Origin of the sequence: Pseudomonas sp. CFBP 13719, from assembly GCF_014842095.1 — a bacterium.
GTDB lineage: Bacteria > Pseudomonadota > Gammaproteobacteria > Pseudomonadales > Pseudomonadaceae > Aquipseudomonas.
The window spans coordinates 65128-81849 of sequence record NZ_JACYVB010000013.1 but is presented as its reverse complement, the minus strand read 5'-3'; the positions used below and the strand labels follow the sequence as shown (position 1 = coordinate 81849).

15 protein-coding genes are annotated in these 16722 nt (G+C 63.7%); all 15 read right to left on the bottom strand.

Annotated elements, in window-relative coordinates; all coding sequences use genetic code 11:
* Positions 1-53: 53 nt before the first annotated feature.
* Positions 54-125: a pyrroloquinoline quinone precursor peptide PqqA gene (gene pqqA, locus IFT57_RS25750; protein ID WP_008365141.1), complete on the bottom strand. Its 72-nt coding sequence runs from the start codon at positions 123-125 to the stop codon at positions 54-56.
* A 130-nt stretch (positions 126-255) separates the two neighbouring features.
* Entirely contained in the window at positions 256-2709 is a 2454-nt protein-coding gene (gene pqqF / locus IFT57_RS25745; RefSeq protein WP_192153113.1) for a pyrroloquinoline quinone biosynthesis protein PqqF, read from the bottom strand.
* Positions 2710-2916: 207 nt separating this feature from the next.
* Positions 2917-3081, bottom strand: coding sequence for a hypothetical protein (locus IFT57_RS25740; RefSeq protein ID WP_122795581.1), 165 nt, complete (start codon positions 3079-3081; stop codon positions 2917-2919).
* Between the two features lie 124 nt (positions 3082-3205).
* Positions 3206-4288: a polysaccharide biosynthesis/export family protein gene (locus IFT57_RS25735; protein ID WP_122477095.1), complete on the bottom strand. Its 1083-nt coding sequence runs from the start codon at positions 4286-4288 to the stop codon at positions 3206-3208.
* 89 nt (positions 4289-4377) lie between these two features.
* Positions 4378-5577 carry a glycosyltransferase family 4 protein gene (locus IFT57_RS25730; RefSeq protein WP_192153112.1) on the bottom strand — a complete coding sequence of 400 codons (1200 nt, stop codon included), beginning with the start codon at positions 5575-5577 and terminating at the stop codon, positions 4378-4380.
* Positions 5555-6628, bottom strand: coding sequence for an acyltransferase family protein (locus IFT57_RS25725; RefSeq protein ID WP_122714907.1), 1074 nt, complete (start codon positions 6626-6628; stop codon positions 5555-5557). Before IFT57_RS25725 ends, IFT57_RS25730 begins: the two co-directional genes overlap by 23 nt.
* A complete protein-coding gene (locus tag IFT57_RS25720) occupies positions 6625-7737 on the bottom strand; it encodes a glycosyltransferase family 4 protein (RefSeq protein WP_192153111.1) in 1113 nt (370 codons plus the stop codon). Before IFT57_RS25720 ends, IFT57_RS25725 begins: the two co-directional genes overlap by 4 nt.
* 115 nt (positions 7738-7852) lie before the next feature.
* On the bottom strand, positions 7853-9154 hold the full coding sequence (locus IFT57_RS25715) for a hypothetical protein (protein ID WP_122795577.1): 1302 nt from the start codon (positions 9152-9154) through the stop codon (positions 7853-7855).
* 8 nt (positions 9155-9162) lie between these two features.
* Positions 9163-10488 (bottom strand): hypothetical protein, encoded by a 1326-nt coding sequence (locus tag IFT57_RS25710; protein ID WP_192153110.1) that lies wholly within the window; start codon positions 10486-10488, stop codon positions 9163-9165.
* Positions 10457-11695, bottom strand: coding sequence for a glycosyltransferase family 4 protein (locus IFT57_RS25705; RefSeq protein WP_122795576.1), 1239 nt, complete (start codon positions 11693-11695; stop codon positions 10457-10459). Before IFT57_RS25705 ends, IFT57_RS25710 begins: the two co-directional genes overlap by 32 nt.
* Positions 11692-12696 carry a glycosyltransferase gene (locus IFT57_RS25700; protein WP_122714911.1) on the bottom strand — a complete coding sequence of 335 codons (1005 nt, stop codon included), beginning with the start codon at positions 12694-12696 and terminating at the stop codon, positions 11692-11694. Before IFT57_RS25700 ends, IFT57_RS25705 begins: the two co-directional genes overlap by 4 nt.
* Before the next feature lie 39 nt (positions 12697-12735).
* Entirely contained in the window at positions 12736-13248 is a 513-nt protein-coding gene (gene rfaH, locus IFT57_RS25695; RefSeq protein ID WP_192153109.1) for a transcription/translation regulatory transformer protein RfaH, read from the bottom strand.
* Positions 13245-14030, bottom strand: coding sequence for a WbqC family protein (locus IFT57_RS25690; RefSeq protein ID WP_192153108.1), 786 nt, complete (start codon positions 14028-14030; stop codon positions 13245-13247). Before IFT57_RS25690 ends, rfaH begins: the two co-directional genes overlap by 4 nt.
* Positions 14031-14056: 26 nt before the next feature.
* Positions 14057-16273 (bottom strand): polysaccharide biosynthesis tyrosine autokinase, encoded by a 2217-nt coding sequence (locus tag IFT57_RS25685; protein ID WP_192153107.1) that lies wholly within the window; start codon positions 16271-16273, stop codon positions 14057-14059.
* A complete protein-coding gene (locus tag IFT57_RS25680; RefSeq protein ID WP_185795345.1) occupies positions 16270-16719 on the bottom strand; it encodes a low molecular weight protein-tyrosine-phosphatase in 450 nt (149 codons plus the stop codon). Before IFT57_RS25680 ends, IFT57_RS25685 begins: the two co-directional genes overlap by 4 nt.
* Positions 16720-16722 lie beyond the last annotated feature (3 nt).

Here is a 16722-nt window from a genome sequence, read left to right as displayed (position 1 = left end):
AATGAAAACGCCTCGGTCAGTGACTGGCCGAGGCGTTGCGTTGCAACTGAAGCTTAGCGGCTTGCGAAGTACATGGTGACTTCGAAGCCGATGCGCAGATCAGTGTAAGCAGGTTTGGTCCACATAAGAGATCTCCTTCTAGGTTGATGGGCTTGTAGCATTAGTCCGCCCCGACCGTAGGACGTTCAATGCTCCTTGGGCGACTATGTTACTAAATAAGATAGGCGCCTACGGTTAATTATTCGATAAAGTCCGTTACCTGCCTGGTAACGATCGCTGCGCCGGCAGCCACGCGGGCTCCACCGCAGGGCCTGTGGCCAGGCATAGCCAGCCACCGGTGCCGCTGGCCAGTTGCTGCGCCGCCTGTTGCAGATCGCTCGGGCGCAGCTCGCGTACCGCCCGCTGCAGGGCAGCCAGATAGTCGGCGCCATGGCCGGCCTGGCAAGCCTGCCAGAGCAGATCGGCCAGGGGCAGCAGGTCCATTTGCGCGCGCTCGTGACGACTGGCCAATTCTTCGCGCAGGGTTTCCAACGCCGCAGGCTTGCAGGCCTCGACCAGCGTCGGCAGGGTTTCGATGAAGGTCTGCACATGGCCGAGAATATCGGCCAGCGGTGCATGAGGCGACTGAACGCCGAACACCAGGCCCGTGCGCCCCGCCACCTGGCGCAGGCCGCTGAACACGGCGTAGCCCAGTTGCAGCTCGCCCCGCAGGCGCTGGTAGAACGGCGTCTGGCACAGCTGCGCGAGCAGGCGCCAGGCCGCTTCGTCGGCAATGCTCTGGCTGGGCACCGGGCAAAACAGCAGCAATGCATGTTCGCTCGATTGACACGGCACGTGGCTCCAGCTGCGCCCCGAATGGGCCGGGTGCGGCTGAGCCAGGTGCGGGCTGGCAGTGCCGGGCATCTTGCGCAACGCATTGTTCAGCGCGCTGCGTTCGCCGTCGTCCATGCCGACCGCCAGGCCATCCCAGCGCGCCGCGCCCCACAGTTTCTGCAGCGCCAGGGGGCGCAGGTCTTCATCGGAGGTCCGGCTGTGGAAAAAACCCAGACTGTGGTCGGGCAGCCGCTTGAGCAGTTCCTTGATGGGGGTCAGGGTTGCGCTCGGCGGTTCCTGCCCGGCCTGATGCCAGACCTCCGGAGCGGGGATGGCGAGCAGTTCCAGGGCCTGTTCGAGCAGCGCCGGAATCGGCGCCTGCACACCACTGAGCTTGAGCTGCCAGTCGTCGCCCAGGCTGCTGAAGACCATTTGCACACCGGCCTGGCGGGCTTCTTCGGTGAGTTTGCGCAAGCTGTCCTGCAAGGTGCGGAACAATCCCTGGTGGCGCGAGGCATTGACCCGCCAGCGCAGGTGCAGCGCCGCTTCGTGGCTGTGCGCCGAAGCGCCGTGCCAGTACGCCAGGCCTTGCGGGTCGGCCACAGGATGATCCGGGCGTCGGCTCGGACGCAGGAAGCGGTTGCGTGGCGGCAGCCGCCAGCGGCCGGCGAGGTCGCGCTCCGGACCGGCCTCCATCGGATGCAGCAGGTGTTCCGGACGCAGTTGTTCGAGCACCTCGCGCAGCGCCTGCACGGCTTGTCGGCTCAACTCGCACGGAGTTTCGTCACTGTGATGGCGGGCCAGTTCCAGGGCGCTGGCCACCTGCAGCCGGCGCTCGTTGAGCAGGCGGAATTCTTCACGCAGGCCCTGCCAGTCGTCGTGGGCCTGGAAGAACTCCAGCCAGTCGAAGCACAGCTGGCTGATCAGCGCCGTGGCTGTTTCGCCCGCCGGGGTGAGCTTGAATTCGATATTGATCAATGCCTGATCGGCGAAGCTGTAGAAGGTGCTCAGTTCCAGGCTTTGCACCAGCTGCCGGCGGCGCAGCTCGGCGAGCAACCCGCCGTGCTGACTGGCGCCCAGCCAGGTGCCGAGGAACTCCAGTGCCTGGGTCGCGCCGCGGGGCAGGTTTTCGCAGGCGAACAGCAGGTTGAAACGGCTGGTATCCGCGCGCTCGACCGCCTCTCCCAGCGTGCCCACCAGCGGCGGTGGGGCGAGCTGTTCGGCGGTATCGCCGGGGCGCAGCGCACCGGCCACTTTTTCCGCCATGGCGCGCAGCTGTTCCAGCGGTTGCGGGCCCACCAGGCACAAGGTCATCTGCCCGGTCTGGTAGAAGCGTCGGTAGAAGCTGCGCAGGTCCTGCTGGAACGAGTCGCGCGGCACCGGCAGGCTGTAGCGGTTGCCGGCGTGGAAGGCGCGCAACGGATGCTCGGCATCCAGCGCACTGGTCAGCCATTGCTGATGGCGTGCCTCGGGGTCGCGCGACCAGGCGACGAACTCGGCATGCAGCACTTCGCGCTCGCGCAATTGCTCGGCCTGGGTCATGCGCGGATGGCCGAGCATGTCGCACAGGCGCTCCAGGGCGCCGGCGAAGGCGCTCACCGGCACCTCGAAGAAATAGTCGGTGCAGCGCTCGCGCGTGCTGGCGTTGATCTGCCCGCCGTGGTTCTGCACGAAGGCCATCAGGCCGTGGTCGCCACTGTGGCGTTCGGTGCCGAGAAAGAACAGGTGTTCAAGGAAATGTGCCAGGCCCGGCCAGGCGGCGGGTACGTCATGGCTGCCTGCAGCGACGCGCATGAAGGCGGCGGCACGCTTGAGACGCGGCTCATGATGCAGGCGCACGTGCAGGCCGTTGTCGAGCACCACGTGTTCTGCGGCCGGCAGTGAAGGATGAGGCATGTCAATTCCCTTTGAGCGGTAAGGCTGTAAGGAAACATCGTAGCGGATTTGCGGGTAGGCGGGGGAGCCGTTCGCGTGGGGATTGCCCAGACAAAACAGGCTTTTGCGCGGATTGCGAGGAAATTCGCATCCTGGCAGGCGATCTGGCGGTCACCGACGTGGGTCAGCGCCGCCAGAGGCAGGCTTCAGCTCAGGTCAGCGCCTGACTCAGGCCTTGTCGTCCTGCTCGTCCTGCGCCTCATCATCGTGCTTGAGCGCCGGCTTCATGCCTGGCTGTGGCGCGTGTTCGGCGTTGGGTGCGATCTCTTCGCCGTTGTTCTTCTTTTCCTGCTGGACTTTCTTGTCGTGGGCAACGTTGCGTGGGTCAGTCATGGGAATTCCTGAAGTGGGCAGATGATGCGAAAACCCATCGGCGCGAAACGCTGACACTGAGCGCCTGGGCAAGACTTGGAGTCAAGCGCTTGCCAAAGCGTTCAGTGGCGCTTCTGTTGTCAGATCACTGACCCAGTGCATTACCGGTGGCAACCACGGTGGCCGACGGCAGCAACTGGCTGATGAAGCGGTTCCAGCGGGTGATGTCCGAAGGACCGACGAAGACCACGTCCGAGGCCTGCAGGTCGAACTGGCGGGCAAGCAGGAAGGCGGTCGGCTTCTTGGCGTTGAGGTAGAACACCGTGGCCGGTTGCTTGGAGCGGTCCTGAGCGCCACGGATCACGTAGATGGCCTCGGCGTTGGCGGTTTCCTGGGACAGGCCACCGGCATTGCCCAGCGCTTCGAGCAGGGTGAAGGTGCTGGTGCCGTAGGTCATCACCTGGGGCGAGTTGACTTCGCCGAGCACGTAGACCTTGTTTGCCCGGTTGTTGCCCAGGTGCAGCTGGTCGCCGTTCTTCAGGTAGATGCCGTTGAGCTTGGAGTCCTTGCGGTTCAGGGTGTCGATGTCCAGCAGGTACTCGTGCCCGTCGCGCTTGAGGATCAGCCCGGCCAGGTTGCCGCTGCCATCGTCGCCACCGGCGCGGCTGACCGCTTCGATCAGCGACAGCGGCACGTTGTTCAGAACCTGCGGGCCCGCGTTCTTGAACGAACCGGAGAACACCACGCGCTGGCTGGCGTAGTTCTGCACGTTGACGTCCACCTGGGTGTCGGTGAGGAAGCGCGACAAGGCGCGCTGCAGGTCATTGCGCAGTTCGCTGACCGTCTTGCCCTCGGCCTGGATGGAGTTGATGAACGGGTAGTACACGGTACCGTCGTTGCGCACGATCTGCGTGCCCTGGGCACGCGGCTCCTGGTTGGTCGGCGAATTCAGCTCGACGTGGTCCCAGACCGTGATCTGCAGACCGTCGCCGGCGCCGATGCGGTAGTCGCCCGGCGTGTAGCCATACAGCGCTGCCGGTACCGGTTCGGGCCGGTACAGGCTCTGATGCTGCGCGACCGTCTGCGCGTTGATCGGCAGGACCGTTACCGGTCCGGTTGTGCCGATGTCGTCGGCGGCATCCTCGGGCGTCATGTGTTGCCCTGGGGAAAACACACATCCTTGCAGCAGCACGGCGAACAACGCGACTACGAATACAGTTCGTTTCATTGCAATCTTCCTTGGAGAATCAGACTTCTCGCACGGTATTTGGGAGGTTCAGAACAGCGGTGTGACGGTGAAATCCTTGCGTGCGCGGCCTAGAGCTTCTGGGCCGTGGCGAGCAGCAGGCCGGTGTCGGCCAGGCCCAATACCGGGTTGCAGTCGAAGGCGTCACCCAGACGCGCTTCGTTCCAGCGTTTCTCGACGAACTGGCGCATTTCCCGTTCGAAACGCTTTTCCGCGAACTGCAGGGCATTTTCCCGGCAGGTGCGCGCATTGAAGCGCGACGCCTGGCTTTCGAACGTTTCGATGGCGGCCGTCAAGGCAGCCACCGTCTGCTGGTAATAGAACACACCGGTGGGGTTGTCGTCGTTGAGCCCGCGTACGGTTTCGAGGGTGCCGCCACGGCCGAAGGCAATCACCGGCGTACCACAGGCCTGGGCCTCGACCGGGCTGATGCCGAAATCCTCTTCGGCGGCAAAGACGAAGCCTCGGGCGTTCTGCATGTGCTCGCGCAATACCTCGAACGACTGGTAGCCCATCAGCGTGACGTTGGGGCCGCACACGGCGCGGCATTTTTCCATTTCCGGGCCGTCGCCGATGACGATCAGGCGCTTGTCGGGCATGGCGCTGAACGCCTCCACCATCATCGGCACCTTCTTGTACGGCACCATGCGCTGGGCGGTCAGATAAAAGTCCTGCTTCTCGGTCTGCAGGTTGAAGCCCGTGGTGTCCACCGGTGGGTAGATCACCGTCGATGGGCGGCGATAGGCCTTGTCGATGCGTCGACCAATGAACTGCGAGTTGCTGATGAACTCGTCGACACCGGCGGCGGTGCGTTGGTCCCACATGCGCATGTAGTGCAGGATCATCCGCGCCACTTTGCTCTTAAGGCCAGCCAGCAGATTGGCCTCGCGCAGGTACTGGTGCTGCAGGTCCCAGGCGTAGCGAATGGGCGAATGCACATAGCTGATGTGCAACTGGTTGGGGCCGGTGAGCACACCCTTGGCCACCGCGTGGCTGCTCGACAGGATCAGGTCGTATCCGGACAGGTCCAGTTGCTCGATCGCCATGGGCATCAGCGGCAGGTATTTCTGGTAGCGCGTGCGAGCCTTGGGCAGGCGCTGGATGAAGGTCGTGGTGGCGCGCTTGCCCCCCAGGTGCTTGCGGTCTTCGTCACTGAGAAAGTCGATGACCGAGAACAGGTCCGCGTCGGGCCAGATCTTGAGCATCGAAGCCAGCACCTTTTCGGCACCGGCATAGGTGACGAGCCAATCATGGACGATTGCTATTTTCATAGGGCACCTGCAGTTCGGGAATGAGGGGCGCGCTCGGACGAGCACGGGCGTTGAGTCGTTTGCTCAACTTGATGAAAGGCAGTTCGACGAAGCGATAGCTCACGTGCGCAGCCAACAGCGACAGCGCGGTGGCAAGCAAGGTCACCGACAACGAACGACCGGGAACGCCCAGCAGGTAACGGCACAACAGCTCCATGCTCGGATGCAGCAGGTACAGCGAGTAACTGATGGTGCCCAGCCACAGCAACAACGGTTGATGCAGGCGGATGCGCTGGGTCAGCAACATGAAGCTACTGATGGCCAACAGATAGGTGAAGCAGTAGCGGAACCAGTACTCGCCATTGCCGGCATCGAAGCCGTAGGCGGCGAAGAAAGTGGGTGGCAGGGCCACGGCATAGGCCAGCAGCAGGCCCTTCACGCAGCGGCGTACCTGGGCATCGGCCTGGCCGAGCAGGCAGTCGCGCCAGATCGAGCCGAACAGCATCAGCGACAACCCCAGTGGCAACGCCACCGGCAGCTTGCGCTCGAGCAGCATGCGCATCAGGCCCATGCCCACTGCGGCGGCCAGCAGGGCCAGCGCGCAGGCGGCGCGAAAGCCGGTGCTGCGCAGTCGGCCGATCAGCATCAGGCCCAGGCAGAGGGCGTAGAACAGCCACTCGATGAACAGCGTCCAGTACAGCCCCATCACGTCTTCGACGCCCATGGCGGCCTGCAGCATGGTCAGGTTGGCCACCACCTGCTGCCAGCTCGGCAGGGTTTCGCCGGTCAGCGCCAGCATGCTGATGTACAGCGCCAGCGACAGCCAGTAGGCCGGGTACAGGCGCAGCACCCGCGAGACGATGAAGCGCCGTGCGCCGCCGGGCCCCGGTTGCAGGCTGAACGGAATCACCACGCCGCTGAGCAGGAAGAACCAGATGACGCCCAGCTTGCCGATGTCCAGCCAGAAGTACGGCAGCGCACCGGGGCCCAGCAAGGGCTGCCACAGATGACAGACCACGACCAACAGGGCGGCGATGCCGCGCAAGGCATCCAGATACCCCAGGCGAGTCATGAGTGCTCCTTGCCGCTGGACGGCTGGTTCAGGGTGGCACCGCGTGGACGCCGTGCCAGGACGCTGTCGATGCGATCGCTGATCAGCCGTGCCGACGCGTCCCAGCTGAACCGCGCCACGTTCTGCAGGCCCAGGGTGCGCAAATGCTGGCGGATGGTCAGGCTGTTCAAGGCCAGGGCCATGGCCCGGCTGATGTGCTCGACATCCAGCGGGTCGAAGTACAAGGCACTGGACTGCAGCACCTCGGGGATCGAGGCGGCATTGGCCGCCAGCACCGGGCAGCCACAGGCCTGCGCTTCGAGCGGCGGAATGCCGAAGCCTTCATACAGCGACGGAAACACGAAGGCCGCCGCGCCCTGGTATTGCTCGATCAACTCGGCGTCGCTCAAGCGCCCGAGAAAGCGTACCCGGGAATCGCGCTTGGCCAGGGCTTCCAGGTCCGGGTCAGAGAACACTGCACCGCCGCCACCGACGATGCGCAACTGCACCTGATCGAAACCCTTGAGCTGCAGGAACGCCTGGATCATGCGGCTGAAATTCTTGTGCGCGCTGGGCGAGGACACTGCCAACAGATAACGCGGGCCGCCGGCTTGCAGCGGTTCGCGGGGCTGAAACTCATCACCCACGGCATTCGGCACCACCAGAATCTTCTGCGCCGGAAAGTTGTAGAACTCGCCGATCTCGCGCTTGGAAAACTGGCTGACCGTGATCAATGTCTTCAAGCGCTTGAGCAGCAGGGGCGTCATCAGGCGATAGGCCGTGCGGAACTGCCAGGTGTAGCTCTGTGGATGGCGCACGTAGGTGATGTCGTGGTGCGTGGCGATCTGGTTGCCATAGAACAGCGGCGCGGTGGCGCACAGCGACAGCAGCAATGGATTGCCCTGGCTGCGCAGGTAGCGCGGCAGGTCGAGCTGTTCCCACAGGTGACCGGTACGAGTGCCCACGACCTGAGCATCCAGCAGCCGAGCGGTTTCATGCATGCGCACGCCCGGCGAGGTGACGAACACCAGGTCGTCACGTTGACGCTTGAGGGCCAGGCAGGTCTGCTCGGCGAACCGTTGCACCCCGCGTAGCTCCTGGGTCAGAAAACGTGCATTGATGACAATCATCGGAACATCCTTGGCTCACGCGCTTGCTAGAGGTAGTGCCGCGTCCAACAGGCGCGGTCGATGGCGGCGCACGATGCGCTGCGGTTGAGGCCCACTGCCGCGGGCATCGCGTTTTCTACTGCGTGAACAACCAATTGGCCTTGCCCAGGCTGATGATCTTGGGAAACTCGGAGGCGGTTACCACGGTGGTGCAGTAGTGCTCGCCGCAATCCCACGGGTTCTCGCTCTCGCGCATGCCCACGCCGGCCTGGCGGGTGTCGACCAGGCGCGCACCGCCCTTGAGCAACGCACTCGACTCGATCCTGACCTGCCGCGACTGGCCCACGGCCCAGATCACCAGCACCTGCTCGTCGCCCTTGGCGAAGCGCAATTGGTACAGGGAGTCGCTGATCACGCTGTGCCTGGGGTCGTAGCTGTATTGCGACAGGTACGGTGCAATGGCCTTGAGCGTGGTGTACGCCGGCTTGGGGTTGAGATCGTTGTCCAGCAGGCCGAAATTGTGCTCGCGCTCCTTGGGGTCGCGCCCGTCGTTGTACAGGTCGTACCACCACATGCCCTGGATGGCGGGATGGATGCGGGCCAGAAAGAACCCGCGCGCCAGGTACGCCGCCTGGGTGGTTTCACTGACTCCGCACGGTTCGTCGGCGCTGGGCCAGCTCATTTCCGTGAGGTACAACGGCACCGGGCGCCGGGCCAGGGCGTCGAGCCGAGTGGAAATGTCGCTGAGCCATTTGATCCAGCTTTCCGGCGTGTTGCCGCCATGGTCCTTGCGGCAGTGCACGTACGGATGCAGCGACAAGCCATCCAGATCATCCATGACCCCGGCCTGCACCAGGCGGTCGGCGAAACCTTCCTGCAAGCCCTGGGTAGTGACTGCACCGGCTATCAGGCGCACGTTCGGATCGTTGCTGCGCAACAGTTCGCTGGTCTCCTTGATCAGCGCGGCATAGTCGCGGCTGAAGGCGTCGCTGGTCGGGTCTTCCAGGTCCCATTCGTTCCAGATCTCGTAGAAGTCCACCTGGCCACGCAAACGTCGGCTGACGAAGTTCACGTAGTTGGCGAAGGCATCGCGCACGAACGGGCTGCGTGGCTTGGCGTCGCGTTCGTACCACTGATTGCCGTAGCCCAGGATCAGCATGTTGCCGATCTGCCGGTCACGCAGGGCCTGCAGATAACGCTGCCAGCCCAGTGGGAAATTCAAGCGCTTGGGCTCAAGCTCCACCGTGGACCAGAACAGGTCATCGCGTGCCGATACGATGCCGGCTTCCTTCATGAGCAAGGTCGGCCGTGCCACCGGCCCGGTCGAGTGGAGCAGGTGGGTACCCACACCCACGATGAAATTGTCGGCGGCCTTGGCATGCCCGTGGGTGAACAACCCCAGCAGTAACCAAACCAAACGTTGCAGCAATCTGGGCATAGAAAGGTTCATGTCAGTTGGAGGCCATCAGGGTAATCATCGCGGTTGCTGCGACGTCGTTCGGCAATCAGCCAATGGCTGGGCATGGCCTTGCGGCGCAGGGCATGGGCGACGGCCATACCCAGGAAAAGTCCGCAGACCGGCACTTCGAGGACGTCGGTCGTCCAGCCCACCACCACCACGCACAGGGAAATGCTCAGCAGCCCGCGGCCCATCCAGCTGTTCTTGCTGCGCAGCGTCATCAGCAGCGGCAGCAGCAGCGCATACAGCACCGGGCCCATGAGGCCGAAACAGGCCCACAGGTACATGAACAGGCTGTCGGCGACGGCCGGGTACTTGACGTTGTCCACCGGGAACATGTTCACCGCACTGCCGACCATGCCGAAGCCGCCGCCGGTCCAGTTCCAGTCGCGGCGCAACACTTCATCGGCCAGGCGCGGCCAGGTGTTGATCATGCGGTCGTACAGCGACACCAGGCTGCCTTCGGCGCCACTGGCGGCCAGGCTCGGGTCCAGCGGTGTCCACAGACCGATCAGCGGCAGCGCGGCGCCGACACCGACCAGCACCGCGAACAACACGCGGCAGAGCAGGCGCTGGTTGTACAGCGGCATCACCAGTAGGGTCACCAGGAACGCCGCGGCGGTCGACTTGTTGGTGGTCACCAGAATGGTCGCGAAGGCCAGCGCGAGCAGGCCCAGCATCAACACCTTGGAGCGCATGAAAGCGCTCAGGTACAGGGTGAAGATCGCGGTCAGCGTTGCCGCAGTGGTCGACATCCGGGCGAAGCCCGCAGGCCGGTCGACGCCGTCCGCTGCCCAGGTCATGTTGCCGGTCAGCTCCTGGTCGCCCAGGTTGTAGCTGTAGCCCTTCCACGGCACCGAGAACATGCTGTCCACGTACACACCGGTGATGGTCGCTGCCAGGCACAGGCCGACCGCCCAGCCCAGCAACACGCGGCGCTGCTCCAGATGCTCGCCGCAGACCAGGCCGAACAGCAGCGGGATGTACACGAAAATGCTGAACAGCGGGTTCGCCAGCGCTGCGCCGTGCAGCAGGCCAAGGCCGGCCGACAGTATCAGTCCCAGCAGCAGTATCCAGAACAGGCGGTGCGCCTTGAAGCTGGTCAGTTCCAGCGCGAACAGCACCACACACAGCACTTTGGGCAAGTACAGCAGGGCCGAGATGCCGGCTTGGTCGAAGTAATAGCGCAGGGCGCCGGAAAACGTTTCGGCCAGCAGCAGGCCGATCGCGGTCCAGACCACCAGCGTCGACTTGTTCACCGCAAGTCGCGCTGCCGGCGCCTCAAAGTGACTGAGTGACAGGGCTGATTTCATGATGGACATTTCTTCTTTGCAGAACATCGAGGAACAGCTGTTGGTAACTGTCGAGCATCCGTTCCTGGTCGAGCAGATGCTCGACGCTGTCACGCGCCTGGGCGGCCAGGCGTTCACGCAGTTCGGGGTCGCGGTACAGCTGCAACATCGCAAGGCCCAGGGTCTGCGGCTCGTCGGGGTTGCACAGCAGGCCGTTGACGCCGTCCTGGATGATCTCCGGCAAGCCGCCGCGGGCACTGGCGATCACCGGCACCGAGTGCGCGCAGGCTTCTACCGCCACCAAGCCGAACGGCTCGTTCCAGATCGACGGCACGATGGCCACGTCGATCTGCCGATAGAAGGTTTCCGGCGACTGGTAGCCGACGAAGTGGATGTTCTCGCCGCCGGCTTCCTGCTTGAGCAGTTGCTCGTAGTCCAGTTGCCCGCGCCCGGCGATCTGCAAGGTGGCGTTGAACGGCAACCGCTTGAACTGGTCGATCAGCCAGCGCAGACCCTTGGGTTCGGACAGCGTGCCCAGGTAGCCGAAACGCAGCGGCTCGGCCTGATCCAGGCGGGCGAAACGCGACGGTGCGTGGTCGATTTTCGGGCTGGCGTTGTAGATCACCTGTTGCGAAGCATTGCGGAAGAAACGTGCGTCGGTGAGCTTGCCCAGCAGGTGCTGGCTGACCCCAACCACCGCGTCGACCTGGGCCGAACGTTCGGCATGGCCCTGACGGAAATGCTTGCACAGGGTGCAGGGCGTCTTGCAGGCGGCGTTCTTCTTGAACATGTTGCTGCTCGGGCACATCAGGTACATGTCGTGCAGCACCTGCACCAGCGGCAGTCCGGACTTGGAGATCTCGTCCCATGCCGACACCGACCAGCCACTGAGGTTGTGGCACACCACCAGGTCAACCTTCTCGGCTGCCAGCACGTCGCGCAGGTAGGTGCGCATGCCCATGTTGTACTTGTCGCGCAGATGCCAGCCCAGGCGTGCCAGCGCGCCGGGGCGCTGTTCGCTGAAGTGCCAGTAGGTGTTGAGCAGCCCGGCGCGATAGACCTTCACGCCTTTCACGTATTCATGCTTGAGGCCCGCGTCGGGACCGGTGCTCAGCACGCACACTTCGTGGCCACGCTGGTGCATGCCCTCGACCGTGCGCTGCAGGACGATTTCAGCACCGCCGCCGATGTGCGGCGAGTACAGGCTGCTCAGGAACAGTATCTTCATAGTGGGTATGATTCGTGAATGCCCAGACGACCCGATTCCCCGTCACGCATGGCTTGCTGGAGCAAGCCCAGGCGTCGGTCCGAACCGCTCCTTTTTGCGAAATAGCGCAGCAACAGCAGAAACACCGACCGATTGAGCCGGTACAGCAGGGTCGAGCCGGCCCACACGTGCTTGTCGAACCAGGCCTGGTTGCGCGCGGTGTAGTAGGCGCGCAGGTCCGAGTTGCCGAGCAGGAAGCTCTCGAAGATGTTGTTGGTACGCGCCTTGGCGTTCCACGATTCTTCCAGGTCGTCGAGCAGCGCTTCGGTCACCAGAAAGATCTGCCCACCACTGGCAGTGATGCGCCAGGTGTACTCGGTGTCGTCGGCATACAGCAGCAGGTCTTCGAGCGGCAGGCCGATCTTCTGGAACACGCTGCGGTGTGCCAGCAGGCCGCCGTAGGTGGTGAATGGCAACTGCACCAGCGGCTTGCTGGTTGCCTTGCGCCCAGCAGGCTTGCCCCAGGGCGTACGGCGCCAGAGCTTGTAGGGCAGTTGCGCGACATGGAAACCGAAGCAGCTGGAGCGCAGCTGGATCGCGTAGCGATGCGGCACGCCGGAGGCGATGTCGGCCTGATGATTGGGGCGGAAGCCGATCACGGCCGCCTTGTCCACGCCGACGATGCGCTCGCACTCGTGCAGCCGCTGGTGCAGGGTCTCGACCGCGCCCAGGGTGGGTGCATTGTCGTCGTCCATCAGCCAGAGGTATTCGGCACCCAGTTGCAGCGCCGCTTCGATACCGACCTTGTAGCCATTGGCCGAACCGGTGTTGCTGGGCAACTCGATCACGGTGATCTGGGTTGGCCACTGCGTACGCAGCGAGTTCAGGTCGGCGCGCGACGCGTTGCTCACCACCACCACCCGTTCGATGTGTGCAGAGGCCAGCGAACGCTCGATCAGCGCTTCCAGGTAACACAAGCGATCGCCGTACGTCAGTGTCACCAGCGTGGTCTTGGCATTCATCGAACAGCTCTCCTAAAGCATCGTATGTCTGTGCGCCGCTCAGCAGGCGTGCGCGGTAAGCCGCTGCAGGCTGCTGCGGGGCAGGCTTATGCGCTGTTCGCGCTGCAGCATGTTGAGCAGGATCACGGCGCGTTCATCGCCGTCCTCGCAGAGGAAAATGGCCTGTACGTCACTGTCGCCGTTACGCACACGCACCGCTTCGCCTTCGGTGAAACGCACCGCGTTCGCCGAACTGCTCTGCGCGCGCTGGCGGATGCTGGCGATCAGGCTGTCCGGCACCGGGCACGGCATGCCGCCGAAGGCAACGATGCGGCACACGCCACGGGTCGAGCGGATCGGGTACCAGTTGTCGTTGCAGTCCAGGCGAATGAACAGGTAGCCGGGGAACAAGTCCTCATCGGCCACGCGGCGGCTGCGGGTCAGCACAGGGGCGGCGCGCAACGGGCGAAAGCAGTCGTAGTGCTGACGCAGCAGATGTTCTTCGGCACGGGCTTCCTGCCGCGGCTTGGTCTGGATCAGGTACCAGTTGGCGTTGCTGTCGAAGTCGTTCATGAGCGCATCTCGATGGCGTGGGCGGAAGGACTGGTGACCACCTTGAAGGTGTCCTGCGCAGCGCTCGGCTTGAGCGTGCTGTAGCAGGGCAGCCACTGGCGGATCCTTGATACCGGGTTGAACATCAGCACGTCGATGATCGAAAGGTTGGCCACGAACGGGTCCTTGAACTGCGTGTAGCAAAGCTCGTCCATGCGGTGGAAACGCAGCTCCAGGTCGTGACGAGCGAAATATTCCTCGTCGTACAGGGCCGTGCCGCCGATGGGGTTGAGGTAGCGCTGCGCATCGAAGTGCCGCGCCAGCTTGACCACACGGTCCTGTTTGTCCTGCACCTGGCGCTGATCCACCGGCAGGGTGGACATGACGTGGATCGGCGTGTCGATCTGCAGGTACTCGCAGACCTTGCGCAGCGAGTACTCCAGGTACAGCGCCAGGTTGCGTTCCGGGTAGGTCAGCAGCGGCTTGAGCAGCGCCAGCACCTCGTCGCGGTAGGGCGCGCGGGAGTAACTCATGGCGATGCTCTTGAGCAGCTTGTCCAGCACCTGCGGAGCGTTGTCACTGAGCTCGCGCTGATTGATCGCCAGGTCCGAACGGTCTTTCTTCAACGGCACGGTGAACAGCGTTGCAGCGCCCGAGCTGAGCAGCCTGTTGCGGTTGACCCAACCGGGGTGTACGTACTGCAGGCTGTCGCCGAGCACAAAGGCATCGGCGCCGGCGATCAGCTGGAAATAGCCGAAATAGGGAAACCAGTAAGGCTGCATCATTGCTACGGTTCTGGACATCGGGAGACTCCTGCCTTGCTAGGCGATTACTTCTTGCTCGGCGAATAGTCGTAGCCGTAGGCGGCGCAGTCGTACTCGGCGGTGGACGCCTTGCGGATCACGCCGTTGAATATCGCGCCCTTGACCAGCACGCCGTTCTGCGCGAGGCGCCGCTTGCTGACCTCGATTTCCTTGACCGAGCTTTGGCCAAAGCGGGCCACGAGCAGGGTGGTCCCTGCCTGGCGGCCGATCAGGCTGGCATCGGTCACGGCGATCACTGGCGGGGTGTCGATGATCACCAGGTCGTAATGCGGCGACAGCTCGCGCAGCAGCTTGCTGAAGTTGTCATGCATCAACAGCTCCGAAGGGTTGGGTGCAGCGAAACCGCAGGCGATCAGGTGCAGGTTGTCCACCTCGGTGGCGTTGATCACCTCGGTGTTGCCCAGGCGTGCAGCCAGGGCATCGGACAGGCCGTGCTTGGGTTGCAGGCCGAACACGCGGTGCAGGTAGCCCTTGCGCATGTCGCCGTCGATCAGCAATACGCGCTTGCCGGCCTGGGCAATGATCACCGCCAGGTTGGCGCTGACGAACGACTTGCCCACGCCCGGCATGGGGCTGCTGATCATCAGCACGTTGTTGCGCGCTTCCATCATCGCGAAGTGCAGGCTGGTGCGCAGGCTGCGCAGCGACTCGATAGCCAGCTCGCTGGGTGCGGCCACGCTGAGCAGGCGCGATTCGCGATTGGTCACGCCCTTGTCGCGTTTTTTCTGCAGGCGTTCCTGCTGGCGCGACAGCGGCAGCGAGGCGTACACCGGCATGCCCAGGTTCTCGATCACTTCCGGGTTTTCCACGCCGCGGTAGAACGCCTGGCGGATGAAGATGATCGCCACGGCGACCAGGGCACCGAGCAGCATCGCCACCAGCACGATGACGGCGCGCATGGGCTTGACCGGTTCTTCGATGTTGCTGTCGGCCTTGTCGATGATCCGGACGTTGCCGATGTTGCCGGCGCGGATGATGTCCTGCTCCTGGCTCTTGTTCAGTACCAGGGTGTAGGTCTGGGTGGTCACCTGCATGTCGCGGGTCAGGCGCAGCAGTTCCTGCTGGGTCTCGGGCAGGCCCTTGATCTGCGCCTGCAGGGAGGTCTTCTGCGACTCGATCTGGCTGATCTGCTGGCTCAGTGCGGCTGATGCAGGGTGCTGACGGGTGTACAGGCGATCAAGGTCGGTGCGCTTGAGGCGCAGCTCGGACAGTTGCGCGTCGTAGGCAACCATCTGGTCCAGCAGTGCCTTGGTCTCCAGGGTGATGTCCACCGACTTGGTGCGCATCTGGAAGGCGTGCAGGGCTTCTTCGGATTTCTCCAGTTCCTTGCGCACCACCGGCAATTGCGAACGCAGGAAGTCCAGGCGCTGGGCCGCTTCGGCCGAACTGCGTTCCACGTTCTGACGTACGTACAGGCGGCTCACTTCATCCAACACGCGATTGGCCTGTACCGGGTCGGTATCATTGATGCTCAGGTAGACGATGCCCGAGTCCTTGCCCGATTCGGCCACGCGCAGACGCTGCTGGTAGTCCAGCGAGGTGTTGAGCAGGCGATTCTTCACCAGGCGGAATTCGGTGCCGGGGCGGGCAGTCAGTTCAGCCAGTTGCAGGGTGATGCCGTTGCCCTGGCTGATCTCGCCCACCCGACCACTGAGCAGCGGCGCGCCAGCGGCGTCCACCAGTCGATAAGTCGCATTGGGCCCGGCGACCAACGTCATGCGCTCGCCCAGCAGGTTGGCCGGCACGTCCAGGTTGAACACGTCGATCTTCTCGCCGCCCCAGGCGAACGCATCCAGACCGAATAGCGGGGCGGCCAGTTTCTGGCTGCCGGTGGGGGTGAATTCGCGGGCCATGTAGCGGCCGATCGCCGGGAAGTAGCGCGGCGTGGCCACCACGTCCAGCTTGAGGTCGCTGACCACCTGGCCGAGCACGGTGCGCGACTTGATCAGTTCGATCTCGGTCACCGCTTCCGATACCGAGGCCGGCTTGGTATTGAGCTGCGGGGTGGCATCCAGACCGACCTTCTTCGGCTCGATCTGGATCATGGCGTTGGCCTGGTACACCGGCGTGGCAATTACGGCGTAGAAACCGCCGAGCAGGGTGAACAGCGCCACCACCACGACAATCAGTTTCTTGTGATCGAACAAGGTCCGTAGAATCGTCGCGAGATCGATCTGGGTGTCCTTGTAATACTCCAGGTTTGTACGGTTCATCGCGGTCATCTTTGTCGATCCTCAGATCTCAGGTAGGGCAACCAGCCTTCGATACACCGAGTCAATTCGGTGTAGGTCCGTTGAAAGGCGGCAATGGGGCGGCGATAGGGATCGTCGATTTCGAAGTCGTCGCGCCACTTGCCGATCAGGAACGTCTTGCCTCGCGTGTGCGGGGCCTTGCTGGTGATGCTGCGCAACTGGCGCTGGTCCATGACCAGGATCAGATCGGCCCAGCGCACCAGCTCGTCGGTGAGCTGGGTGGCAGCGTGCGCCGGCTGTGGCACCTGGTTATCGGCCAATACCTGCGCGGTAAGACTGTCCATGTCGTTGCCCACGCATGCGGCCAATCCGGCCGACTCGACCTGCAGGTGCGGCGCGTGCTTGCGCAACAGGGCCACTGCCATGGGGCTGCGGCAGATGTTGCCGATGCAGATCACCAGAACCTTGTTGATCATGTC